Genomic DNA, 25,515 nt, shown 5'->3' with positions numbered 1-25,515 from the left:
TTTATTGTAAATCCAAATTACTGCTGCGGTTGCATTGGGGCAAGCTGCTGATGCTGTTGAAGAGCATTAGAAAGCAGATTCAAGTGGTGCTCATGAGTTCTTGCCAGTTGCAAACAGGCTTGTTGGACGGCTGGGTGCTGAATAGAAGCCGCTGTCGCCGCACTTTGTTTGAGTAGTAGTTCTTCATTGGAAATGGAGTCCACGATGTACTCCAGCTCTTTGCCTGACAAGGGTTGCATGTTCGTAGATTGCATAATCTCTGTGCCTCCTTGAATGTTTTGTTGCACGCTGGTTATCTTGTCCGTTTGGCGAAATACTATGTACACATAAGAAATACTACATATTACCTTATGAGGAGTGCTATTTATATGGAATTGATAAGCGGGAATACATATTGGCCGAGTACCTTGGAGAAAACGTTGGATTTCCCGCCTTTGGCAGAGGATTTAAATTGTGATGTCTTGGTCATCGGTGGCGGGATGGGTGGATCCATCTGCTCCCGACTGTTGGGAGAACGACAGGTAGACACCGTGGTTATTGACAAACGCAAGCTAGTACATGGAAGTTCTTCGGCCAATACCGGACTGCTGCAATATAGCAATGATAAGACCTTAACTTCCTTGATCAATACGTTTGGTGAAACGAACGGTGTACTTTTTTACCGTATGTGCAAAGATGCTCTGGATCAGTTGGAAAAACTGTCTACCACGCTGGAAATTGATCCGTCTTTTATACGCCGAAGTAGCCTGTACTATGCAAGTACATCGGAGGATGTGCAGACACTTCAAAAAGAGTACAAACAGCTAACCCGGTTTGGATTTCCCCTCGAATACTGGGATGATCAACAGATTGCTGCCCGATTTCCTTTCCGAAAACCAGCGGCCTTATACACGCACGAAGATGCCGAGGTTAATCCATTTTTGTTCGCCCAAGGACTGCTGCGATCTGCCAGCCGTCTCGGTGTACGCTTATATGAGCATACGGAAGCCAAGCATTTTGAATTTAACGAAAATGAAGTTGTTTGTCATACCAGCGGTGGAATTATCCGAGCGAAAAAAATCATTTTTGCAACGGGCTATGAAACACAAGAGATTAAAACAGACCGTGGAGCCGTTCTGGAAAGCTCATATGCTATCGCCACCAATCCAATCGGAGATAATCCCTTGTGGCATGAACAGTGTCTCATCTGGGAAACTGCTCGTCCTTATCTATACATGCGCTCCACACCGGAAGGACGCATTATTATTGGTGGTTTAGACGAACCTGTACTGGACGCCAATCAACGTGAAATCAGGCTCCTGCACCAACAGCAAAAGCTGCTACAAACATTACAGGAATTTTTTCCGGGTATACCATTTCAGATCGACTTTGCATGGGCTGCTGTATTCGGCTCCTCTCATGACGGCTTGCCGTATATTGGTCCACATCCGCGTTTTCCCAACTGCTACTTTTTAGAGGGTTACGGGGGAAATGGAGCAGTCACGAGTATGATGGCCGCACAACTTTTGGCTGATGAACTGACGGGCACACACCGACCTGAAATGGAGCTTTATTCTCTGACCCGTACTACCAAGCCCTCGCCCGAAACAACGGAACCGATGGTTTAACATATGGAATAAAAAAAGAACCTTCTTTCCCTATAAGCGGGTCTGAAGGTCTTTTTTTAAATGTATTTTAAACTATTCGGTTTGCTTGTCCCAGCGTTGTGCGTGGGAATGAGACTTGCTCTGCTTTGTCTTTTGTTCCATTTTCAGCACACTTCGCATAAAAAACCATCCGAGCACTGGCATCAATGCCAGTCCAATCAACAACCAGATCATCGCCGTGGGAGCCTTGCTGATACTTAGGACACCCAAGAAAATGAGTGTTCCGGTCAATCGGCCTACCATTAAGCATAGTTCGCGTAGTACAACGAGTTCCACTCTCTGATTGGCATCTCCTTTACTCGTACCCATTAAATCAAAGCTGGCAGAAATCATGGGAATTAAATACAAGGGCATAAATAAAGCGGTGCCGATCCCCATAATCAGTAGTGTACTATACTCCATACGCCACAATAACGGTAAAAGCGCGATCACCAACAATACGGCACCCAACAGCATACCCGCCGAACGATAGTGTGGCTTGAGCCATTTTCCGACAGCCCAAAAGCTGAAAAATGAAACCGCCGATGTAATAAGTGAAAACTGCGCCAGCTTCCATTCCTGTTGAGTAGCTACATACACGAGCAGCGTAATCAGGAAGGCAAATACCCCTTCACGGATGCCCTGGGCAACAAGCGATAACGACAATGGACGCCACATACTCCCTTTTTGTGACAATCGCTGCTTGGGCTCCTTCCAATTGTAATTTCCTGTCGGCTTACGCTTACGAAGAAAGAAACTAAGCACCACTCCTACGACATAAAAGGCCAAGGAAATACTGAATATCACGCGGTAACCTGCGTCATCCTCCATACGGGCAATAATCCAACCGGACAGCCAAGGTCCCACTATACCGGAAAACGAGCCTAGCAGACCCACCCATCCGTTAAAATGATCACGACTTGCCTGATCCGTGACTTCGAAAAAAATCACATTAAACGCCAGCCAGAATAAACCTAATGCTGCACCCAGCAGCATCCCGAGCGGCCATATGTAGTTCACAGCCTGCGTTCCCGTATATAACACGATCAGATAAAATAGGCCGGATAATGCGGTCCCCACGCGCAGGGCATTCATTTTATTATGTTCCTTGACCCACTTTCCAGCCACCCAGACCATAATTCCCAGTGCAATTTGTTGACTGACATTAAACCAGCCGATCATCGCGTAATCCTGCCTGCTTTTCCACAAATACACGTTAAGAAATGTGCCTGACAATGCTGCTGCAAACACAAACAATCCATTCAAGCTTAATAGCAGAATGGATTGTCCGTTCAGGTTTGATTTCAATGCAGTTCCCCCTAACCGAAAAATCACCAATCAGCTTATTTCAAGCCAGCTTGTTTAAAGATTTCTTCGATTTAAGATGCCCGTATTGAGCTTGGGCCTATCCGGGGGATTGCTATTTAATTGTTGGAAATACCGCTGAGCTTCTCCAGCATCCGCAGTCGGTCATTCTCTGATAGTGTCTGCTGGACATGGAAGCAGCTAGGACACACATAAACATTCAAGACGAACGGCAAATCCAGAACAGGCTTGCCAAGTGCTGGAGACATCGACGGTTCAAAGCCTTCTCTGGTTACGGTTTGCGAACCCGCATGCAGCATGTACTCTCCACATTGGGAACATTCAAGAACCTCATCTTGTCTGTCGAGTATTTGTTCAGCACCTTGTTCATAAGCCATCAGATCCGCACCGCTTTCTTCAAATTTTTGCAAAGTATGCAGCACAGGCAGCTTATGAAGCTCATTATCCTGCAACAACGGTGCATCAACCGGTTTTTCAACTACGATTTCATCCTCTGCCTCATATAAAATATCCTGCTCCTCATCATCACCGAGCTGAATACTCAATGTACGATAACCCTTCAGGTCTTCTTTTCCATGAGAGTGGGGCACCGGGGTTACAGAAGCCAGTTTCGTCTCTTCATGTCCATGCTCACCGGCATGTCTATGCACAGGTGGAGAAACAGTCTCATCTTCATCATCGGTGATGTCAGAGTACCCTTTCAGATCATTATGGCAATAAGGACACTCTTCCTCAGGTCCTAATTCTTCATCCCAAATAATTTCCATGTTACACCATGGACAAATAGTCATTTCCAAGCTTTATCATCCTTCCGTTCCAAGCGTATACCAAGCTCTAGTATACAAGATGTGTCAAGTTACACTGGCACCGATCACATAAGATAAAGATATGGAAATAATCATGGAGAACAAGCCGACAGCACGATTATCCTCTTTAATCTGTTGATCGATAGAAAATACCGGTGTTAGAAACTCAAAAAGAAAGTACGCCGCAAGTAGCAGTAAAAAGCCAACGAACGACCAAATCATCGTATCATACACACTAGATTTGGCTTCCATCGCAAAGCGGAGCACGTTGCAAATACCGAACATTTTCCCTCCCGTAGCCATGGCTACCGAAACATTGCCGTGCTTGATCTCTTCCCAGCATTTATAGCGGGTTACCAGCTCAAAACACGACAAAAATACAATTAGCTCCAGCACCGCCACCGAGAAATAACCCAGCATCATCCCCAACGGATGTGACAGCAATTCATCAATCGCCATCTTCACTTCGTCCCTCCCGTTCTACCAAGCGTTCCCGGGCAAAGCCGGCAACCCATAGCTATTCCAATTCAGCAACTGTTACGCCTGTGCCGCCTTCATTGTAATTACCGATACGGTAGCTTTTCACATGTTTATGCTTGCGGAGGTACTCCTGAATACCGGTTCTCAGGACACCTGTACCTTTGCCATGTATAATGTGTACCTGACCCAGATTGGCCAGAAACGCTTCATCCATGAAGCGGTCCACTTCCATCAAGGCTTCCTCCACGTTCGCCCCCCGAAGATCAAGTTCACTTCGTACGTTATCATCCCGTGTCCGCTTAACGCCAGTCACTGGTTTTTGAACTCTTGGAGTCGTTGCTTGGGCAGGTTGCAGTAGTTCCAGATCATCCAGACTGACTTTCATCTTCATGATCCCCAGTTGAACCACAGCTTCCTTGGTACCGGACAGTTCAACCACGTGGCCTTTTTTATTCAGACTGTGAACGGATACTTCATCGCCAGCCATGATAGAACGAGTACGTGTAGCGGCCGGGCGTTTGACGGTACTTTTCTTGCGTTGCTTCGGTTCAGCCTCATCCAGTTCTCTACGAGCTGCAATCAGCTTATGCTCCTTAACCGAGGCCCCTTCTTCCTGAGCCAATTTACGCAAATCAGTAATGATTTTCTCTGCTTCACTACGAGCCTTATCCACGAGAACTCTTGCTTCGTCCTCAGCTTTTTCCAGCATACGGTCCCGTTGGGACTCCAGCTTATCCAACTCCGTCTGATGACGGCTACGCAATGCTTCCATTTCCTTACGCAGCTGCTCCGCTTTTTCCCGTTCTTGCTCAGCTGTTAAACGGTTCTGCTCCAGTGACGCGATCATGTGCTCGACACGCTGGTCTTCTTCCGTTACCTCACCACGGGCATAGTCTAAAATACGCCCTGGCAATCCCAATCGCTCGGCAATAGCAAATGCATTACTTCGTCCGGGAACACCGACCAGAAGGCGGTAAGTCGGGCTTAATGTAGCGACATCAAACTCCATGCTTGCATTAATAATTCCTTTACGCTCATAGGCATACGCCTTCAATTCACTATAGTGAGTCGTGGCAACCATACGGCAACCCATGGCATGTATATGCTCCAAAATGGATACAGCTAGAGCCGAACCTTCCGCGGGGTCCGTTCCTGCCCCCACTTCGTCAAGCAATACAAGACTTTTGGGCGTCATATTTTTCAGGATGCTAATGATATTGGTCATGTGACTGGAAAATGTACTCAAGTTTTGCTCAATGCTCTGTTCGTCACCAATATCGGCATAGATTGCATCAAATACACACAGCTGGCTTTCATCCTCTACAGGTACAAACAGTCCAGACATCGCCATCAAACTAAGCAGACCGATGGTTTTCAGAGTAACGGTTTTCCCCCCTGTGTTCGGTCCGGTAACGATAATGGAGGTGTATGAATTGCCCAACTCCACATCAATGGGAACAACCTGCTCCAACGGAATTAGGGGATGTCTGCCCTTTTTCAGCTTCAAATATCCGCGGTCATTCATTAAAGGCAAGGTTGCCTTCATTTCACGGGCGAGACGCGCTTTTGCAAAAATAAAATCAAGATTGCCCAATATGTCCACATCATACAACAACATATCTGCTTGTTCTGCGACAAGTGCGGTCAGCTTCTGTAAAATGACTTCAATTTCACGCTCTTCTCTCAGCCTTGTTTCCCTCAGCTTATTGTTCATGGCTACAATGGATTCAGGCTCGATAAACAATGTTGCGCCAGACCCGGATTGATCATGAACAATTCCGCCAAAATAAGAACGGTATTCGGCCTTAACTGGGATCACAAACCGATCTCCACGAATCGTTATCAACTGATCTTGAAGCATTTTGGATACAGTTGAGGAACGAATCATGGAATCCAGCTTTTCACGAATACGCACTTCTCCCGAGCGCAGCTCCCGACGGATTTGAGAAAGCTCTGTGCTGGCAGTATCCAGCACCTCTGCATTTTCGTCAATACAGCCTTTAATGGAGTTTTCTAAACCTCTCTGCTCCGAAAGTTGCTCGCTCCAATACAGCAATGTTTCGACAGGATTTTCCTCATGCAAACTTGCCACGTATACCTGTATACGGCGTGCGGCCTGAACTGTTGTCCGAATGCCAAGCAACTCCTGCGGGCTTAACGTTCCGCCAATACGGGCACGCTTCACTGCCGGAGTGATATCCACTACTCCATTAAATGAAGGTACCCCTTTGAGTCGATCAGCAGCATAGGCCTCATCCGTGCCTTTCAGCATTTTCTTGATATGCTCCAAATCATCGCTGGGCTGTAGTCGAAGGGCTGTCTGTTGTCCCGTTGCCGTTTGAGCATAGTGACTTAGTTTATTTAGAATTTTTTGATATTCAAGGGTTTTAAAAATTTTAGAGTCCAACTTCACTACTCCTTTCACATATATCTATATTATACCGAAAGCAGCAAACTTACGCTATTTGCCAACTCTGTTTTACACATAAGAAAGCTCTTCATGCCACACACTAACCTTTGTCTAACCCTGTAAATTCAAAAAACAAAGGAGGTTATTCCGTGAGCATTCTCGGGCACATTGTACGTTTCATCGTTGCCGCTCTGGTGCTGATGGTCGTAAGCTGGATCGTTCCCGGATTTAGTGTAGGCGGCTTTTGGAGCGCGCTGATTCTTGCCATTGTCATTGCCTTGGTTGGTTACATTATCGAGGCAGTGTTCGGCCGACGCGTTTCTCCATTTGGACGCGGTATCGTAGGTTTTCTTGTGAGCGCTCTGGTGATCTGGATCGCTCAATATGTGGTGACCAATGTCAGTGTTTCCGTTCTGGGCGCATTGCTAGCTGCATTGGTTATCGGGATTATCGACCTGTTTATTCCGGTATCGACACCGTTTGAAGCCGGTCGCAAAGACGGAAAATAACTTCAATAGACACCCCGACAAAGCTGTCCCGAAGCAGATTTCGTCTGCCAAAGGACAGCTTTGTGTCATATAACTTCTGAGTGGATACAATAAGCAAACAATCCCCGGCGATGAGCAGCCGGGGATTGCCTTACATTTTTAATCCGTATCTACTGATCCTGTTCAATAAGTTCGATCCATTCATTGTACTCCGTTTGAAGTTTAGTGTATTCTTCCTGTAATTGACGTAATTCTGTAGAAATCTTCTCCGTATTTTCCCGATCTACGTCCTGTTGTACTTGTAACAGACGAAGCTGATGCGCCGCCATTTCATATTTTTGACCCACTTCGTCCAATTCAGACTGCAAGGCCATTCGTTCCTGCTCTATGGACTGCTGTTCAGCTTTCGCTGTTTTGGCAGCTTCAACCGCCAAACGAGTCTCCTCCTGAAGCTGTTCCTTTTGTTCAACGGTTACCGCTATTTCCCGTTCCCAAGATGCAAATTCTTCCTTACGGGCAGCATCTTCAGCTTCCAGACGTTCCGCTTCTGCCTTCAACTGATCGTATTTAAGTTGCCACTCTAAAGATTCTTCCTCAGCACGTTCCAGTTTACTCCGCCGTTCGTGAACTTCCTGTTGAAGCTGCTTAATATTCTGCTCCAGCTGTCCAGCTCGGCTCTTCATGCTTCCATATTGCTCCTGAAGCGATTGATACGCCTTCGCTCCCTCTTGCTCTCGGACTTTGGCTTTCTCAAGCTCATCCTGAACGCGAATCAGCTCAGGTGAAAGCTCCTTGATTCTCGCTTCAAGTTGAACTAGCCGTTGCTGTTGTGAAGCAAATTTATCATTAATAGCTTCGAGCTCAGCCTCTGCGTGCTGTAATTGCTCCTGTATCGCTTCCTTCTGTTCACGTGCTTCCAGCAGGGAGAGCTCCAGCTCATCAACTGCCAACTGGCGTTCTTCTGCGAGTTTCTTCCATGACTTCTCGCTTTCAGCTAGCGTGGCCAGCTCACTTTGCAGTTTGCGAGAAGATACGTGAGCTTGCTCTAGCAGCTTCTGCATCCGCCGCTGTTCTTCCTCCAGTTTAGCCGTCTGCTGCTGCGAAGCCTTGGCTTCAGCTTCTAATTGATCATATCGGCTTTGCAGTTCTTCATGCGCAAGCGTATCTGCCTGCTCTCGCTCTATCGCAGCCTGTCGCTGTGTTTCCAGCACAGACTCCAGCTCGGACTGTTGTTGCTTCAGTACTCTTGCTTGTTCTTGAGCCTCTCCCAGACGAGAAGCAAGCTCTGTACTGCCTGCTTGTACTTGTTCTAATTGTTCCTGAAGCTCCTCAACCCGAATCTCCTGCTCCAGTGCAGCTTCATCAGCTCGCTTCTGAGCTTCCTGATGCTGGAGCTTTTCTTCATTCAACGCCAATTCAGCCTGTTTACGTTCCTGCTCCAGCTGCTCATTCAGCCCTGAGCACTTGGTCTGCCATTCGCTTACCTTCTTACTATGCTCTTGCTGCAAAGCAGATCGCAGCTTGTCCAGTTCTGTACGCTTTTGCTCCTGATGAGTCTTCTCTGCAGCTGACAGCTTGGCTTCGGCCTGTTTAGTCGCTTCAGCTACTTCCTTCTTCATCTGCTCTTCTATTTGCCGGATACGGGCATTAGCCGCCTCCTGCTGCTCTTTCAGCTTGCGAGAAGCTTCTTGACGAGACTCCTCCAATTCACGTTTAGCTTGTTTTTGTCCATTTTCAAGTTCAGTCGCTTTTTTCTCCTGCTGTTCTAGCTTTGCCTTCAATTGGGCAATCTCTTTGGCTGATACAGATTCGGTTTCCATCAGCTTCTTCTGCGTTGCTTCCTTTTCTTCCTTTAGTTGAACAAGAGATTGATGCAGATCTGTATTTTTTTGCTGCTGTTCCCCTAGAGCCGTCTGGAGTTGCGCCAGATCTCCCCGGAGTTCTGCTCGTTCCGCTGCTAAGCGGTTCATATGACTCTGAATTTCCTGGATTTGTACAGCTTCTTCTGCCATATGAACCGCAGCCAGCACGGCAATTCGGGGCATATCCAGACGCGAATGAGCTTGAGAAATGCTGTGCATACGCTCATCCACGTAATTGGCAACCTGCTTCATATAATCGGTATTGCTGCCGACGAGTTTATAAGAAGTACCGTAGATCTCTACAGTGACGCGAGTACGATCTGGTGTAGTCACAATTATGCCCTCCTTCAATACTACTGTATGTTGATTCTAAGGTGTGTCCGGTACTATGGTAACCCGCCTTCCGTGAAGCGTTCAACCTTATTAGTCCGGCTTCCCCGCAGCGGGTAAATATCAGAGTAAGAGAGCTTCTATGAAGATAGGCCAAAAAGCCGTATCGAACCTCTGTCACTAAGATTCGATACGGCTTCCCGCATTTCCTGCTACTTTCTCAATTCCGCTCCAAAAGTTTGTTCCAGAGACGTAACGACAGGAGTATGCGCCGCATTGATCTCTTCATCCGTCAACGTATGTTCCCAATGACGATAGGTCAGAGAGATAGCTACGCTCTTCTTATCTTCACCAAGCTTACTGCCTGTAAATACATCAAACACTCGTGCATCCTGCAACAGCTCTCCGCCTGCAGCGTGAATAACACGAAGCAGTTCACCTGCCTCAACGTCTTTATTTACCACGAGGGCAATGTCACGTTCCACGGATGGGAAGCGAGCCAGCTCTCTGAACTGAATATGAGAGTTGGCGTGTTCAACGACCTGTTGCAACGCAATTTCCGCTACATACGTATCATTCAGCCCATAAGATTGTTGAAGCTCCGGATGAATCTGCCCAATGGTACCGATCCGTTGAGAGTTTCCATTCACATCCAGCCATACCGAAGCAGAACGGCCCGGGTGATAGCTTTGCGGTTGGTCAGCCACATAACGAATGCTGGCACTCAATCCGAAATAGTCAAACACCGTTTCAAGCGCGCCTTTAATATCAAAGAAATCAACCTTTTCAGCACCAATATTCCATTGTTTTTCACGACGTACCCCAGTCAGCAGTAGACTAAGCACTTGAATTTCCTGCGGCTGACGGGTTAATGTTTGTTCCTCTGTATAAAATACTGTTCCCATCTCAAAAATCGCCAGATTGTCTTGCTTGCGATTCATGTTGTACACCGCTGTATCTAGCATCTGTGGGATGATACTCGTACGCAAAACACTACGGTCTTCGCTCATAGGCATAGCCAAACGTACCGAATGGTTACCTTCTGTCAGGGCATTAAATAACCCTGTACTTTGCGGATGTACAAAAGAGTAGCTGATCGTCTCCTGCCAACCACCATGAGCCAGCAATCTGCGCAGGGAGCGGCGCAATGATTGCGATGCTGTCAAAGCTCCCGGAGTTGTAGGACCTTCAATCGGCGTGGTCGGGATATTGTCGTAACCATACAGACGAGCTACCTCTTCGATTAAGTCCACGTCAATGGTAATATCTCCACGGCGTGTAGGAACTTGAACTTCCAGTACACCTTGCTCTGCATCGCCACATCCGAAATGAAGTCTACCGAAAATCGTTTTCACCTCAAGCAGCGACAGTTCGGTTCCCAAATATCGGTTTATTTTATCTAGCGACAGCTTGATAATGCGGTTTTCAGCTTTTGCAGACGCTGATTCTACGATGCCCTGGTGTACAGTGCCTCCCGCATAACGCTGAATCAGCGCAGCTGCACGATTCACAGCAGGCACAACAGCGCCTGGATCAACCTCTTTTTCAAAACGCAGACTTGCTTCTGAACGCAGTCCAAGTTGACGGGATGTTTTGCGAACTGTACCGCCGTCAAACTTGGCAGATTCCAGCGCAATGCTGACCGTCGCATCCGTAACCTCGGAATTGGCTCCACCCATCACGCCTGCCAATGCAATGGGTTTCACACCGTCTGTAATCAGCAGCATATGCGGCTCCAACTTACGCTCCTGATCGTCAAGTGTAATCAATGTTTCGCCTGCACGAGCGAGTCGAACTTCAATATTTCCATTTTCCAGCTTATCCGCATCAAAAGCATGCAACGGCTGACCGTATTCCAGCATGACGTAGTTCGTAATATCTACGATGTTGTTGATCGGACGAACACCTGCTGCCATCAGACGGTTTTGAATCCATAACGGGGAAGCCCCCACTTTTACACCTGTGATATAACGGGCCGCATAGTGCGTACACAGTTCAGGAGTATCTACCTTCACAGACAGATGATCTGCCGCTGCATCGCTAATTTCAACCAGATCCTTAGCCGGGTCAGCCAGCGAAATGTCACGTCCCAGAATCGCACTCACTTCATATGCTGCTCCGTGCATGCTCAGGCAATCCGAACGGTTAGGTGTCAGATCAAAATCCAGCACCTGATCATCCAGCGCCAGCAGCTTCGTAATTGGCATACCAATTTCAGCATCCTCAGGCAGCACCAAAATACCTTCTTGCAATTCCTTTGGAAGCAGCTTGTCATTCATGCCCAGTTCTTTGGCCGAGCAGATCATGCCCATGGATACAACACCACGTAGCTTGGCCTTTTTAATGTGGAAATCTCCCGGCAACTTTGCACCTACAACTGCAACAGGAACCTTTTGACCTGCATCCACGTTTTTAGCACCACACACGATTTGCAGATCTTCCTCTTGACCTGCATCGACAATACATACATTCAGCTTATCAGCATCTGGATGCTTTTCCTTGCTTTTAACATAGCCGACAACGACACCAGTAATTCCTTGATTGCGCTGCTCGACCTCATCAATTTCTATGCCCGAACGGGTGATTTTCTCTGCTAGATCCTCCGCGCATACCTGATCCAGCGATACATAATCGGACAGCCACTCGAATGATACTTTCATATGGGTTCACTTCCCTTGATATAGTTGTTTATTGACGCGCAAACTGTTTCAGGAACGACAGGTCACTGTTATAAAAATGGCGAATATCGTCGATACCGTATTTCAATATAGCAATCCGCTCTACACCCATACCGAATGCAAAGCCGCTGTACACCTCGGGATCAAAACCGCCCATCTCCAACACTTTCGGATGGACCATGCCACAGCCTAAAATTTCAATCCATACACGCTCGCCATTTTTCTTCACAAAAGTCACGTCTACTTCAGCGCTCGGCTCTGTGAACGGAAAGAAGCTTGGGCGCAAACGGATTTCGGTCGATTCTCCGAACATTTCGCGTGCAAATTGAAGTAAGGTTCCTTTCAAATCACTCATACGAATGTCTTTTCCAATGACAAGCCCTTCAATTTGGTGGAATTGAAAAGAATGCGTTGCATCGTCATCATCACGTCGGAAAACCGTACCCGGACAGATAACCTTAATAGGCGTTTCGCCCTTCATCGCTTCCATTGCACGAATCTGAACCGGTGACGTATGGGTACGCATCAACAGATCCTCGGTCAGGTAAAATGAATCCTGCATATCCCGTGCTGGGTGATTTTTAGGCAGGTTCAATGCTTCGAAGTTATAATAATCCGTCTCTGCCTGTGGACCTTCAGCCACTCGATAGCCCATACCTGTAAAAATATCCTCGATTTGCTCAATCACTTTGTTGAGCGGGTGCAGTCCACCTTGCGGCAACGCGCGTCCAGGCAGCGTAACGTCGATCTTTTCCGCTTGCAAACGCTCATTTGTTTCTGCTTTCGTGAACTCGTCCTGCTTACGGTTAACGACTTCTTCAATCGCCTCGCGCACCTCATTGGCTACCTGTCCAACAACTGGACGTTCTTCCGCGCTCAGCTTGCCCATACCGCGCAAGATTTCAGTCAATGCGCCCTTTTTCCCCGAATATTTGACCCGTAAATCAGCCAGCTCCTTGGGTGTTGCCACCTTCTCCAATACTTCCAGTGCTTCTTCCTTCAAGGCCAGCAAATGTTCCTTCATTTGGATGGTTTCGCTCATCGCCTGTTCAGTCCCCTTTCTTCATTTCCAGCTTTTCAGACAACAAAAAAAGGTCTTTTCTCCCGGTAAGGGACGAAAAGACCGTGGTACCACCCTCGTTAGACAATAAGCTCAGCTCACCCAGCATTCTGCCTTACGGCAACTAGTTACAGGTGATTTTCATGCTATGCATCATCGTCTCGCTCTGCACGTTGTAACGGTCGTGAACCGGTATCCCCTACTTGCACATTCGCCATTCACATGGCGCCTGAGGTTCAAGGAACTGCTCCGGAGCGAACTTCAACAGCCCAGTATTTGCAGAAACGCTCTCAATCCTACGGCGCTTCCTCCCTGTTCAATCGGACACTGTCTACTCTTCTCCATCAAGACATTTTCAAAAATTCGAACTATTGTTCATTATTATATGCAAACTACCGCGCTTTGGCAAGCAGGGCATACGTTTCATTCCTTTAGATATCGAGATCATCCAACCGCTCCAGATTTGCACGAATGCGCCTAATTTCGCTCAACAACTTCTCATGTTCGTCATTCGTGCCCGTCATTCCCATCAACTCTGTAAGACGCAATTGTAATCGAAGACGTTCCTCACGCCGCTCCTGGTCTTCTGGCTCCCGTTGACGGCTCCGCTCATCTTCTTGCTTTTCGTCAGCTGTCCCCTCATAGATTTCATATCCGCCTCCCGGCTTCATATCCAGTAACCGAGTTGCCGTGCACCTCACCAGCTCCCGATCATGTGAGACGAGCACCAGGGCTCCATCATAGTTACGCAAAGAATCCTCTACAATTTCACGGGTTTCAATGTCAAAATAATTCGTGGGTTCATCCAGCACCAGCAGATTGGCTCCACTAAAGTACAGACGCAGAAAAGCTACCCTGCATTTTTCTCCCATACTGAGTGTCCCGATCCTTTTAAATACGTCCTCTTTCGCAAAAAGAAAGCAGCCCAATACCGTTCTCGCTTCTGTTTGAGTCATCGTCGGGAGTGTAAGCAGACTGTCCAGCAACGTTTGATCCTCCGGAAGCTGCTCCAGCTCCTGTGAAAAATATCCGATGTTCAACTGTGGGTTGGCTGTGATTTTTCCTGTCTGCGGCTCCAGTTGACCTGTTAATAACCGAAGCAGCGTGGTTTTACCAATTCCATTGGGCCCCCGAACAGCCAGACGGTCTCCACGTGCAACGATCAGATTTAGATTTTTCACAATGATACGGTCGTCGTAGCTAAAGTCAACCTGCTCAGCACGCAGCAAATATTTTGCCTGAAACCCGCTGTCACTTAATTTCATGTGCAAAGACGCAGCCTCACGCGGTTGCTCTACTCTATTGGCTTCCAGTCGCTCCAGTTCCTTCTCTTTCGCATGGTAACGGGAAATATTTTTTTTAGCTTTGGCCTTATAAAAGCTCTGCGTAACGGCCATCTCAACCTTGGATGCGCCACGATGCGCCTGATGAAACCATTCCCTGTAATTTCGAATCGTTTCCTCCAGCGCCTGTTTCGCCAGCTCCTGCTTCCGATAGTTGGCTTCCTGCTCTCGCAGTTCTCGCTCCTTTTGCGCTTTATATTCCTTATAGCCGCCTTTATAGCGCCCAATACCTGTCGATGTGAGCTCAACTATACTCGTAGCCACCCGATCCAAAAAGGCTCTGTCATGCGATACAAACAGCAGTGTTCCTGGATACGTGGACAACCACTGCTCCAGCCAAAGCAAGCTTTCGGCATCCAAATGGTTGGTCGGCTCATCCAGCACCAGTAGCTTCGGCTGCCTGACCATGAGTCCGGCTAATCGCACTCTCGTCTTCTGTCCGCCACTCAGGTCACCATAAGCAATGGACCACGTCTGAACAGGCATTCCCATTCGAGTGAGCGCCTTTTCCACCTCAGACTCCCAGGCAAAGCCTTGCAGGCGTTCGTATTCATCCATCAGCTCGCCGTAACGCTCCAGATGATTCTCCATATCCTTCCCAGCATCGGCTAGGTCAGCTTCCAGCTGTCCCAACGCTTGCTTGAGAAGCCAATGCCGAGGGCTGGCCTGCTGTGCGGCCTCCAGTGCGGTTCGAGACCAATCCACCGTATCCTGCTGCTTCAGCCAGCCCCGCTCTTCCAGTGGCAAATCATGCTCTACTTGGCCAGAGGTTGGCGCTTCATCTCCCAGCAATATTCGCAATAGCGTCGTTTTACCTGCTCCATTTCTTCCAAACAGTGCGAGCCGTTCTCCTTCCATCACATCCAACGACACATTCTCAAATAAAGATGTCCCGTTCCAATCCTTTACTACATTGCGAATACGCAAAATCGTTCTCATACCGATCATCCTTTCCCAGTCCGGTTTTTTGACCCCGGAAGCAATAAAAAAAGCCGCAGAAGGCTGCGGCTTGCATACAAGGAATATAGAATGACTGTTATGAATCGTCTCAGAACATACGCTTATGAAAAATAATACCGTAAACGAATAAGCCAAATCCCGTTCCGGAATAAACGCATACGTCCCTACATTCATTTTCAGACACACTTCTCCCGTTGCAGCTTACAGCCGCCTGCCAGTAACTGTGCAGTTAAGTGGGAAAATCAGTGTGCTTACTTCATCGGACGTATGGTTACCTTCCTTTTCATGGGATACTTACTTGCAGTCAGTATAGCAGATCACAGCACATTTGCAAATAACCCGCGTTATTTTCCAAATACCAAAGTTGTATTGGACGAACCTGCATATTTCGTTACAAACTCTTTAGTATATTCAGGAGTCTGAACCTGATAGCTATAGTTTTTGCTTGGATTCCAGCTGGTTACACGCGATTTTTGGTTGTTGATGGCGGGAAAACTCCCCACATCTTTAAACTCGCCATTGGCTTTATCATCAAGAATACCGCCCTTTTCACTACCTTTTCCAAAGTAGTTGTACTCAGAATAGATTCTTGCATTCGTAGCAATGGTGTAAGCAAGCTGGAAATTATTAATATAATTATTTTTAACATGGAAATATCCATATCTCATAAGCCCTGGGCCACGTACAAGTAAGTTTTCAAAGTAATTATTGGCGATCGTGATATGGGGCATGCCATCATAATTTTTATTGCCATCATCAGGATATCCCAAAATGAGACCATATTTATGATTAGCAAATTTGGAGTTACTAATGGTTACATAATCAGCCGATTGGCCTATGTACAAAAGTTTGTCCAGATCCGAACCATTCGCATTATAACTGTGACCTGCAAATGTAACATGATCAATCCAATAATTTGTACCTGCAGTGAGATAAAGTTGGATGTCATCGTTACCATTAATGTTGGCACTGTGCTCAAAAGTTAAATTTTGAAAGATCACATTTCCCGAATTATTCGTTGTTTTCAAATGAATGTTAACCAGCTTGTTTTGAGCATAAGAACCAATGAGTGATTTGTTGGAACCAATGTTGACCACGGTTTTAGAGGAGGCAGAAATATTTTTTTCGATTACCAGAATTTTAGGAGTTGAATCCCCTAACTGGTTTTTCAAATCGTTTAGATTATTGATATAGATGATCTGACCGCCTTTTCCCCCCGTTGTGGCAGGCTTTGTAGCTCCATTTTCACTTTTAGCCTGTCCGGCAAAACCAGTCATTCCATTCGTCGACGTATTTGGAAAATCAGCAGCGGCGAACGTAGAACTTGCTGAAAAAGTAAACAGCATCAAAGTTAATGCTAAAAACAGAAAAGAAATTTTCCTCATTGCAGCTACACCATCCTTTTTTAAGTTAAATCCCGACAATGCGACTATACTTATTTTTTAGTAATTGGTAAATAGTTCTTTTTATCTGTTTATTTATAGCATCTAAGCTAAATATTTTATATTTTATTTTGTGTAGCAATGTAAAAATAGTTCGTAAGAACGCAAAAAGCCGTGATACCCCGTCGGCACCCCGGCTATAATGCATTTATCTAGCTCCAAACAAAACAAAAACCCTTGCGTCACAAGGGTTCTGAACTTCTTAAAACAGTAAGCGGGTGATGGGAATCGAACCCACGCTATCAGCTTGGAAGGCTGAAGTTCTACCATTGAACTACACCCGCATTTTATAATATCTCGATTCTTATGTATGGCACGCTTAACCTATCGTCAACCAGCTGAATCAGGATGTTATTTAGTATAACTTACCTTTCAGCAAAATGCAAGCATACTACATACTATCCTGAGCCAGCCAATTCATAGGTTCACGTAAAAACAATTTTTCAAAGATTTCTGCCGGAATGGGGCGACTAAAGTAATACCCCTGACCCTCATGACAATCTTGTGCCTGCAAAAAATGAAGCTGCTCCTCATTCTCTACCCCTTCAGCCGTAACCTTCAGCTTCAAATGGTGAGCCATGGAGGCAATAGTAGATACAATTGCTGCATTTTTGCTGTCGACCAGTACCTCATTTACAAAGGAACGATCAATTTTTAGACGATCAATCGGGAGATTCTTCAAATAATGCAATGAGCTATAGCCAGTTCCAAAATCATCAATACTGATTGCGACACCAATAGCCTTTATTTTTTTTAACTGTTCAAAGGCTCGATCCTTATCAAAGGTCATACTCTCGGTAATCTCCAGCTCTAGATAGCGTGCTTCAAGTTCCGTATAGGTCAAAATGCCCCGAATTACATCCACCAGCTTTTTTTGCTGAAATTGGCGCATGGATAAATTGACCGAAATCGGGATTGGTGGGTACCCAAGCTCCTGCCAATGCTTATTTTGCAGACAGGCCTCCCGTAACACCCATTCCCCCAAGGGCACAATTAAACCACTTTCTTCAGCCACCGGAATAAAATCGCCTGGCATCACCATCCCACGATGAGGATGATTCCAACGCACCAGCGCCTCCAAACTCGTTAGCTCGCCACTTTGCAGGTGGACACGAGGTTGATACACCAATGAAAATTCCTCATTTTCAAGCGCTCGCCGCAGATCATTTTCCAGCTGGAGTCTTTCATGCGCTCGCATCTGCATCGAACTAGCATACCGCTGAAAATTCACTCCCTGCTCTTTAGCACTATGTACAGCCGTATCCGCCTGCTGAATAAGCTGTTCACTCTGATTCGCATCCAACGGGTACAAAGCTATACCAACGCTCACCGTCACATGATAAGACTCACCATCAATATCGAAAGGCAGATCGAACAGCTTCACCATATCATCAATACGACTTCTCATAGCATCTGTATCTTCGTATCCCGTTAGAAGAAAGGCAAATTCATCTCCGCCCATGCTAAAGACAGCTTCCCCTTCATGGCTAAAATGCCCCAAGCGTTCGCCTACTGCATACAGCAAATAGTTTCCTGCCATATGTCCAAGCGAATCATTAATCGCCTTGAAACGATCAATATTTAGAACTAAAAGTGCTACTGTCTCATCCGATTTCAATGATTTGCGCAATATTTTATCTAAGCGTTGGGAAAGGCGGCGACGATTGGGGAGTCCTGTTATATCATCATTATAGGCAATGTGATTAAACTCAGATTCGGCTGCCTGCTTTTCACGATAAGGAACCAGAACCATCAACCGGACCAGCCCGCTCAACATATTATAGAATGCTATCGCGTTGGTCAAAAGTCCCAATAGGTGATTAATATCGCTCATTTGCTCAGAAAATAAATAGAACAACTGACTCACAACACACAGTCCAATCCCACGAACAATAAGCAACATGCCCAACTCTGCCGGGCGGGCTTTCCGATATTTTCGCACCCCGAAAATAAAAGTGAGCACAAGCAGTAACATGACAGCCAGATTTAATGTCCAGCCCAGGTTGCCTATTTCGTATCGTATACGTAGATCCGGTAAGTCTGCACCAAATGTCTTATTAACTCCTAGAATCAGCAAAGTGCAGCCTATCCCTGCCCACAAAGCCACTGTCTTGTATTCAGACTTCGTCTTGCTAGATGGGAGGAAACAAACACATAAGAGCAAGACAGAAGTAAAGGCACGATTTACAAATAGCAGCCATAACGAAATGCCCGGAGACAAAGCAAAGTCTGTCAGGCTTACGAAACTAAACGAAACAATATGAACAAGGTAAAGTAGGCCAGCCACCAAAAACGTCGGGGCAATAAGAAGTCTCTGCAAGGATAACTGTTCCAGTAAAACGGACCAGGATTGATAAAAAATAGAAAAACAAATCGCAGCACAGGCAAACCCTATGATCGGATATAACAAGAAAAAAACATTATTGGAGTATATCTTATTCAAAGTTACGTGAAATAACTGAACCAAGACAAACAAAACTATCGCAGCAATGCCGATACCTATCGTTTTTTTTACTTCCAGCCGTATACTCATTCAGCCTCTTCAGCCCCCTGCATATCGGAGATTCCGATCATCTAAGACGTTTGACAGCTTTGGAAGCCGTTGTTTAAGTCTATAGTATCAAAAATAATGTTGTATTCTGGTATATAATAGCATTTAATCTGTGAAAGGTGAATCATTTTTTTGTCTTAAATTCATGAATTCATTTTCGCATTTACGCAAATAACCGAGCTTACAGCACCAAAAAAGCGCATCATCTTGTCAGATTATGCGCTTCAGACAACCTTATCCAAAAAGGTGATACCTATACCCCAACGCTGCACAACATAAAAGAAATAGTATGTACAGGACCCCTCTGCGAAAACCTCCCCATATTAAACTACAGGAAGCGTGATTTTGAATTGTGTGCCACTTCCATGTTTACTGTCTACATGTATGAAGCCTCCGTGATTTTTGATAATTCGATAGCTCACAGCCAATCCCAATCCGGTTCCACTTTCTTTTGTTGTAAAAAAAGGATCAAATAAACGCGCCAAGGTATTGTGATCCATACCTAATCCGTTATCTTCAATACAAATGTGGACATAATTACCCTCAAGCACTGTATGGATATCGATGCAGCCCTCTCGTTCCCCACTGATGCTTTCAATGGCATCCATCGCATTTTTAATCATATTGAGGATAACCTGCTTAATCTGCTTCACATCAATGGAAACCTTCATGAGCTCATCATTTTCGTCCAATGCAATCTGGCACCCCTTCATTAATGCTTCGCTTTCTGTCAGCATCACTACCTCTTTCAGCAAGCCCATCACAGATACAGCTGTTTTTTGCGGAGCCGAAGGCTTGGACGAATTTAAGAACTCATAAATAATGTCGTTCGCACGATCAATTTCTGTTAATATAATGCGGGCATACTCATCCCTGCCCAACTCCACCAAATGTGGCCGAAGCAATTGAATAAAGCCCCGGATTGCGGTAAGCGGGTTACGGATTTCATGGGCGATAGAAGCCGAGATGCGTCCCAGCATCGCCAGCTTATCGTTTTGATACGCCGTCTGCTCAATCTGCTTATAATCCGACACATCCTTGACGCTAAATAAAAAATCCCCATCCATCTGATCACCATAAGTCACTGTTATCAACCAATGCCGACCATACTCATCAATCAACTCGTGATAGCGCTTTCTATGAAAGATAGTTTCTTTATAAATCCGCATGATTTTCTTCTTCTTAAACCGACTTAACTCAGGATGATGCAAAATTTGCATCAAATTGCGACCTGCTAGCGAACTCCGTGGTAGCTCCAGCAATTTCGCCATCTGCACGTTAATAAAGGTCAGTACCCCGTCACTGTCAAACAGCATGATACCACTATCCAGGTTCTCCAGCACATTTTCATACTTGTTATTGGCGATCTGTGTGGAAGGACAAGCTCCCACGGTATCAAGCAAGGCTTCTTGGAATTCACTGATCATGCCAGGCTTCCCCCTTGTTTCGGAATGACAAACTGGCCGTTTCGGACGCGTAATAATCTTGAAGAAGAGAAAGGCATCTATCGACTACCCTTCAATGGTGTAGAAAACAGTTTCACAGAAATCCGACCATCTCTTTCCAATTCGAGTCTTATTTTATGATAGACAAGATTAAGGATCGCAGTCAATCGGAAAAAGTGTCGAATCCAAATTTTTATCCTGTTTTCTTTCGTCATAATATCTGCGCAATATTACCAAAATGAGAGATTAAGTTAGGAACAAGCGCCCTACACACCAAAGAAGCTCTCCAGAATTGAGAGCTTCTTTGGTGTGTAGGATGTCAACTGCCGCTCTTATTATGTTGAAGCCGGGATCGTCTTTGGCTCATAACGGCCAGTCTTCTCTTAAGCTCTCCCTGCCATTTTTCATCATTCATCTGTTTGGCTACCATCAATAAATCCAGGGATATGTCAATTTGACGCTTCACAATTTCAAAGGCATCTTCACTTTCACGATTCACACAATTTTCAAATATCGTATCATCGTCTTCCATGACATAATCCTGAAAATCAATCTCGGTTGCCCCATCTCCATGTGCATATTCAGCCAGAATTTCATACTCATTTTCGACTTTATAATGAACTTCAATGCGACGACATACCGGGCAAAACAGCAAAGGAACATTATGAACTTGGGTGCGGTAATGCTTCAGCGTTCCCTTGGTTCCTACCATGCTTGCTCCACAGCAATAACTCATCCGGGCTCAGCCTCCTCTGAACAAAACCTGTTCTGCCTTGTTTATCTTCTACAATACCTTATTCGCTTTCATCAGGCAAAATTCCTCCAGAACACAACAACATTTCCATAATTATTTGTTACTTCACTCTATATTGTCTCATTTAAACAGGATATCCTCACATCTTGCGCTGGCGCAGAGCAGGCAAGCAAGCCCCCAATAACGGCAGAGTAACCGCTAGTTGGGGGCTTGCTTGTTTAATTTCAACTTGTGAAGCTTATATTACAGATTTTGATCGCCTGGTTTCCAGTTCATTGGGCACAAGCCACCGGATTGCAAAGCTTGCAGTACACGCAAAGTTTCTTCCACACTGCGGCCTACGTCGTTGTGGTTAACCACTTGATATTTCAATTCGCCTTCTGGATCAATGATGAACAAGCCGCGCAATGCAACGCCTTCTTCTTCGATCAGAACGCCATAATCGCTCGCTGTTTTCTTCGTGATGTCAGAAGCCAATGGGAAGTTCAGTTTGCCCAGACCATTGTTTTCTTTAGCTGTGTTGATCCATGCTTTGTGACTGTGCACGGAGTCTACACTGATACCCAGAATTTCAGTATCCAGCTCTTTGAATTGGTCAGCAGCATCGCTCAACGCTGTAATTTCCGTAGGGCACACAAAAGTGAAATCCAGTGGATAGAAGAAAAATACGAGCCACTTGCCACGGTAATCGGAAAGCTTCACCGAACCAAATTCTTGACCGTCTCCAGTCACTGTTTCCAATGCAAAATCAGGGGCGGGTCTTCCTACCAATCTTTCTGCCATAATAATGAAATCCTCCTTTAAAATATGTAAGAAAAACACCGAATGTGTTTTCCTCAATCATCTGTATTGTAATGAACAACTTACTTGATAAATGTTATCATTCGCTGAAATCAAAGTCAATATTATAACCATTACTTTTTTATAATTATTTTAAACTAGCTTAAAAATTCACGTTTTATTCACATTTTGAACTTTTGAATATACAAGTAGCTCCTGACTGCTCAGGAGCTACTGTGCTAAACATTTGTCGAAAAGGCTGTACTGTATAACCTTACTATATAATAGGAAGCTTTTTTTCAGAACAGGTGATTTACGGAGCTTTTAACGAATAGCTGCTGCGATCAGATCTCCCATTTGAGTTGTCGAGATCGCTTGAGATTTATCCACCGCAATATCCGCCGTACGGTGCCCTGCATCCAATACCTCAGCTACCGCTTTCTCAATGGCATCAGCTGCCTTCTCGTACCCGAAGGTGAGACGGAACATCAAAGCAACGGACAAAATCGTTGCGATGGGATTCGCCAGCCCTTGACCTGCAATGTCAGGCGCCGAGCCATGTACCGGCTCGTATAGGCCGAAGCTGCCTTCTCCAAGTGATGCGGAGGAGAGCATGCCGATGGATCCGGTCAGCATAGCCGCTTCATCACTGAGAATGTCACCAAACATATTTTCCGTCACGATGACGTCAAAGCTAGATGGACGACGCAGCAATTGCATGGCGCAGTTATCAACCAATACATGCTCCAGCTCGACATCCGGGTAGTCTACAGCAACCCGGTTAACTACTTCACGCCATAAACGGGAGGTTTCCAGTACATTAGCCTTATCCACCGATGCTAGTTTCTTGCGACGTTTTTGTGCAATTTCGAAAGATTGGCGCACTATACGCTCTACTTCTGTTACATTATATGCACAAGTATCGACTGCTTCCTCACCCTGAGGACTTTCTCGTCTGAACTTCTCGCCGAAATAAATGCCGCCCGTCAGTTCGCGCACCACGATTAGGTCTGTTCCTTCCAACACTTCCGGTTTCAATGTAGATGCGTCCTTGAGACAGTCAAAGACGACAGCAGGACGAAGATTCGAAAACAGACCGAGCTCTTTACGAATGCCCAGCAGTCCAGTTTCAGGACGAAGTTCCTTTGGATTGTTGTCCCATTGTGGTCCTCCTACCGCTCCCAGCAGGACGGCATCTGCAGATTGACATACTGCCAGTGTTTCTTCCGGCAATGGTGTGCCCTTCTTATCAATCGCAATCCCACCGAACAGCGCATGCTCCGTTTCAAATGAAAGGCCGAACACTTCTTCCGTACGTTTCAAAATTTTCTCTGCCTCTGCGACCACTTCAGGTCCAATTCCATCTCCCGCTATTACCGCAATCTTTTTAACGTCTGCCATCACGTACACTCCTCTTGTTATACAGCTATACAACCGTATTTTTCATACCTTCTTTGTAACATACATGGCAGGACTTTGACCAAGATATAGAATCTATCAATTCAATAGGCACAGCCTATAAGCTGATTTTTTCATCAGAGAAAAAGAAAACAGGACCGGAAACATCCGATCCTGTATATATCCAACTCTTAAGTCTGCATAAAATTAAGATTTATAATCTACGCGATTACTGTAATTTTTACGCTTGTCGATCAAACCATTTAGCGCATCTACGTAAGCCCGAGCACTTGCTTCCAGAATATCGGTACTTACCCCGCGTCCCTGCACAGACAGTCCGTTTTGCGTCAGCACTACATGGACTTCACCCAGGGCGTCCTTACCATGGGTAACTGACTTGATGGAGTAATCTGAAAGTACAACGCTTTCGCTGCTGGCTTGGTCAATCGCATTGTAGATCGCATCGACTGAACCATTTCCTTCAGCTTCTGTCTCGATAACCTGACCTTCATCGTTAACCAGACGTACTTGTGCGGAAGGCGTAGCCTTGTTCCCGTAGGTAACAAAAATGGTTTCCAGCTTGAAGACTTCAGGTGCATCGGCCAATTTTTCTTCCAGCAATGCCAAAATATCATCGTCCGAAACTTCCTTTTTCTTATCAGCCAAGTCCTTGAACTGCCCAAAAGCGCGATTCAGATCTTCTTCACTCAATTCGTAGCCCAACTCGATCAAACGCTCACGGAAAGCATGACGACCTGAGTGCTTACCGAGTACCAGCTTGCTTTCTTTTAGACCGATACTTTCTGGTGTCATGATTTCATAGGTCGTTTTCTCTTTCAGCATGCCGTCCTGATGAATACCTGATTCGTGCGCAAAAGCATTGGCTCCAACAATCGCCTTGTTGCCCGGCACTACCATCCCCGTCAAACGGCTAACCAAACGGCTCGTGCGCGCAATTTCAGACAATTGCAGAGATGTTTTGGCCTGGAAAAATTCCTGTCTCGTCTCCAGTGCCATGGCGATTTCCTCAATGGCCGTGTTTCCAGCGCGTTCACCAATACCGTTAATGGTTCCCTCGATCTGATCCGCACCGTTCAGGATGGCAGCGAGTGTATTAGCAGTAGCCATTCCCAGGTCATTGTGGCAATGTGCACTCAATTGAATCTTCTCCACATCGACCACATTTTCCTTAATGTGTTTGAATATATTTCCATACTCGTAGGGTGTCAAGTAACCTACCGTATCTGGAATGTTGACGACAGAAGCCCCTTCTTGTACAGCCATGGTAACCATTTCAACCACAAAATCAAGCTCTGTACGACCTGCATCCTCCAAAGAAAACTCCACTTTAGGCAAATATTTCAACCCATAGCGTATGGCAGCACGAGCAGTTTCCAATACCTGTGCCTTCTCCATCCGCAGCTTATGCTGACGGTGAATAGGAGAAGTTGCCAAGAAGATATGGATACACGGGTCCTGAGCTCCCTTGAGTGCCTCGCGAACCGCATCAATATCCTGTTCCCTTGCACGCGAAAGACCAATAACCGTCGAATTTTTCACAGCTTTTGCTACTGCATTAACAGCCGCCAGATCACCCGGAGAAGCAGCCGGGAACCCAGCCTCCATACGATCGATTCCCAGCTTCTCCAACTGATGAGCGATCTCCACTTTCTCACGAGTATTCAAGTTCACGCCAGGTGACTGTTCTCCGTCTCTCAACGTTGTGTCAAATATATATATTTTGCGCAACCTAACGCACCTCCTCAGGATTAGGACC

General features: G+C 45.9%; 18 protein-coding genes and 1 tRNA gene. 2 read left to right on the top strand and 17 right to left on the bottom strand.

The window, feature by feature from the left end:
- Nucleotides 1–17 precede the first annotated feature (17 nt).
- Complete coding sequence (locus MHI21_RS07590; protein WP_029516489.1) at nt 18–254, bottom strand: hypothetical protein; 237 nt, start codon at nt 252–254, stop codon at nt 18–20.
- 114 nt (nt 255–368) lie between these two features.
- Here MHI21_RS07590 and MHI21_RS07585 point away from each other — a divergent pair, with 114 nt between their 5' ends.
- Nucleotides 369–1,607, top strand: coding sequence for an FAD-dependent oxidoreductase (locus MHI21_RS07585; protein ID WP_342419742.1), 1,239 nt, complete (start codon nt 369–371; stop codon nt 1,605–1,607).
- A 72-nt stretch (nt 1,608–1,679) separates the two neighbouring features.
- On the opposite strand, the gene MHI21_RS07580 is transcribed toward MHI21_RS07585, so the two are convergent.
- The 4 genes from MHI21_RS07580 to MHI21_RS07565 form a co-directional block, all read right to left on the bottom strand.
- A complete protein-coding gene (locus tag MHI21_RS07580) occupies nt 1,680–2,933 on the bottom strand; it encodes an MFS transporter (RefSeq protein WP_341161927.1) in 1,254 nt (417 codons plus the stop codon).
- A gap of 116 nt (nt 2,934–3,049) precedes the next feature.
- A complete protein-coding gene (locus MHI21_RS07575) occupies nt 3,050–3,748 on the bottom strand; it encodes a hypothetical protein (protein ID WP_342419741.1) in 699 nt (232 codons plus the stop codon).
- Between the two features lie 54 nt (nt 3,749–3,802).
- A complete protein-coding gene (locus MHI21_RS07570; RefSeq protein WP_340887074.1) occupies nt 3,803–4,216 on the bottom strand; it encodes a DUF350 domain-containing protein in 414 nt (137 codons plus the stop codon).
- Nucleotides 4,217–4,274: 58 nt separating this feature from the next.
- A complete protein-coding gene (locus MHI21_RS07565) occupies nt 4,275–6,644 on the bottom strand; it encodes an endonuclease MutS2 (protein WP_342419740.1) in 2,370 nt (789 codons plus the stop codon).
- 152 nt (nt 6,645–6,796) lie between these two features.
- Here MHI21_RS07565 and MHI21_RS07560 point away from each other — a divergent pair, with 152 nt between their 5' ends.
- On the top strand, nt 6,797–7,156 hold the full coding sequence (locus MHI21_RS07560) for a phage holin family protein (RefSeq protein WP_023987773.1): 360 nt from the start codon (nt 6,797–6,799) through the stop codon (nt 7,154–7,156).
- 149 nt (nt 7,157–7,305) lie between these two features.
- On the opposite strand, the gene zapA is transcribed toward MHI21_RS07560, so the two are convergent.
- From zapA to MHI21_RS07500, 12 genes are all read right to left on the bottom strand, one after another.
- A complete protein-coding gene (gene zapA, locus MHI21_RS07555; RefSeq protein WP_342419739.1) occupies nt 7,306–9,330 on the bottom strand; it encodes a cell division protein ZapA in 2,025 nt (674 codons plus the stop codon).
- 209 nt (nt 9,331–9,539) lie between these two features.
- Nucleotides 9,540–11,987 (bottom strand): phenylalanine--tRNA ligase subunit beta, encoded by a 2,448-nt coding sequence (gene pheT, locus MHI21_RS07550; protein ID WP_342419738.1) that lies wholly within the window; start codon nt 11,985–11,987, stop codon nt 9,540–9,542.
- A 28-nt stretch (nt 11,988–12,015) separates the two neighbouring features.
- Nucleotides 12,016–13,047, bottom strand: a complete 1,032-nt coding sequence (pheS, locus tag MHI21_RS07545; RefSeq protein WP_269321413.1) for a phenylalanine--tRNA ligase subunit alpha — start codon at nt 13,045–13,047, stop codon at nt 12,016–12,018.
- 449 nt (nt 13,048–13,496) lie between these two features.
- On the bottom strand, nt 13,497–15,347 hold the full coding sequence (gene abc-f / locus MHI21_RS07540) for an ABC-F type ribosomal protection protein (RefSeq protein ID WP_342420190.1): 1,851 nt from the start codon (nt 15,345–15,347) through the stop codon (nt 13,497–13,499).
- 365 nt (nt 15,348–15,712) lie between these two features.
- Nucleotides 15,713–16,714: a pectate lyase gene (locus MHI21_RS07535; RefSeq protein WP_342420189.1), complete on the bottom strand. Its 1,002-nt coding sequence runs from the start codon at nt 16,712–16,714 to the stop codon at nt 15,713–15,715.
- 309 nt (nt 16,715–17,023) lie between these two features.
- A tRNA-Gly gene (locus tag MHI21_RS07530) sits at nt 17,024–17,094 on the bottom strand.
- A gap of 107 nt (nt 17,095–17,201) precedes the next feature.
- Nucleotides 17,202–19,343 (bottom strand): EAL domain-containing protein, encoded by a 2,142-nt coding sequence (locus MHI21_RS07525; RefSeq protein ID WP_342419737.1) that lies wholly within the window; start codon nt 19,341–19,343, stop codon nt 17,202–17,204.
- Nucleotides 19,344–19,684: 341 nt separating this feature from the next.
- On the bottom strand, nt 19,685–20,788 hold the full coding sequence (locus MHI21_RS07520; RefSeq protein ID WP_165176165.1) for an ATP-binding protein: 1,104 nt from the start codon (nt 20,786–20,788) through the stop codon (nt 19,685–19,687).
- A gap of 337 nt (nt 20,789–21,125) precedes the next feature.
- Nucleotides 21,126–21,542: a hypothetical protein gene (locus MHI21_RS07515; protein ID WP_013309391.1), complete on the bottom strand. Its 417-nt coding sequence runs from the start codon at nt 21,540–21,542 to the stop codon at nt 21,126–21,128.
- A gap of 261 nt (nt 21,543–21,803) precedes the next feature.
- On the bottom strand, nt 21,804–22,343 hold the full coding sequence (locus tag MHI21_RS07510) for a peroxiredoxin (RefSeq protein WP_023987763.1): 540 nt from the start codon (nt 22,341–22,343) through the stop codon (nt 21,804–21,806).
- 321 nt (nt 22,344–22,664) lie between these two features.
- Complete coding sequence (gene leuB, locus MHI21_RS07505; RefSeq protein ID WP_076158045.1) at nt 22,665–23,741, bottom strand: 3-isopropylmalate dehydrogenase; 1,077 nt, start codon at nt 23,739–23,741, stop codon at nt 22,665–22,667.
- Between the two features lie 204 nt (nt 23,742–23,945).
- On the bottom strand, nt 23,946–25,487 hold the full coding sequence (locus tag MHI21_RS07500) for a 2-isopropylmalate synthase (RefSeq protein WP_165176169.1): 1,542 nt from the start codon (nt 25,485–25,487) through the stop codon (nt 23,946–23,948).
- Nucleotides 25,488–25,515: the final 28 nt, after the last annotated feature.

This window comes from Paenibacillus sp. FSL H8-0168, from assembly GCF_038592955.1.
Classification (GTDB): Bacteria; Bacillota; Bacilli; order Paenibacillales; family Paenibacillaceae; genus Paenibacillus; species Paenibacillus polymyxa_B.
This window is presented reverse-complemented; position numbering and strand designations above follow the sequence as displayed.

Excerpts from the sequence above, each read along its gene's own strand:
- MHI21_RS07585 (WP_342419742.1), top strand. The coding sequence starts at position 369 with ATGGAATTGATAAGCGGGAATACATATTGGCCGAGTACCTTGGAGAAA.
- pheT (WP_342419738.1), bottom strand. The coding sequence starts at position 11,987 with ATGAAAGTATCATTCGAGTGGCTGTCCGATTATGTATCGCTGGATCAG.
- MHI21_RS07525 (WP_342419737.1), bottom strand. The coding sequence starts at position 19,343 with ATGAGTATACGGCTGGAAGTAAAAAAAACGATAGGTATCGGCATTGCT.
- MHI21_RS07590 (WP_029516489.1), bottom strand. The coding sequence starts at position 254 with ATGCAATCTACGAACATGCAACCCTTGTCAGGCAAAGAGCTGGAGTAC.
- MHI21_RS07515 (WP_013309391.1), bottom strand. The coding sequence starts at position 21,542 with ATGAGTTATTGCTGTGGAGCAAGCATGGTAGGAACCAAGGGAACGCTG.
- pheS (WP_269321413.1), bottom strand. The coding sequence starts at position 13,047 with ATGAGCGAAACCATCCAAATGAAGGAACATTTGCTGGCCTTGAAGGAA.
- MHI21_RS07520 (WP_165176165.1), bottom strand. The coding sequence starts at position 20,788 with ATGATCAGTGAATTCCAAGAAGCCTTGCTTGATACCGTGGGAGCTTGT.
- MHI21_RS07510 (WP_023987763.1), bottom strand. The coding sequence starts at position 22,343 with ATGGCAGAAAGATTGGTAGGAAGACCCGCCCCTGATTTTGCATTGGAA.
- leuB (WP_076158045.1), bottom strand. The coding sequence starts at position 23,741 with ATGGCAGACGTTAAAAAGATTGCGGTAATAGCGGGAGATGGAATTGGA.
- MHI21_RS07535 (WP_342420189.1), bottom strand. The coding sequence starts at position 16,714 with ATGCTGTTTACTTTTTCAGCAAGTTCTACGTTCGCCGCTGCTGATTTT.
- abc-f (WP_342420190.1), bottom strand. The coding sequence starts at position 15,347 with ATGAGAACGATTTTGCGTATTCGCAATGTAGTAAAGGATTGGAACGGG.
- MHI21_RS07570 (WP_340887074.1), bottom strand. The coding sequence starts at position 4,216 with ATGGCGATTGATGAATTGCTGTCACATCCGTTGGGGATGATGCTGGGT.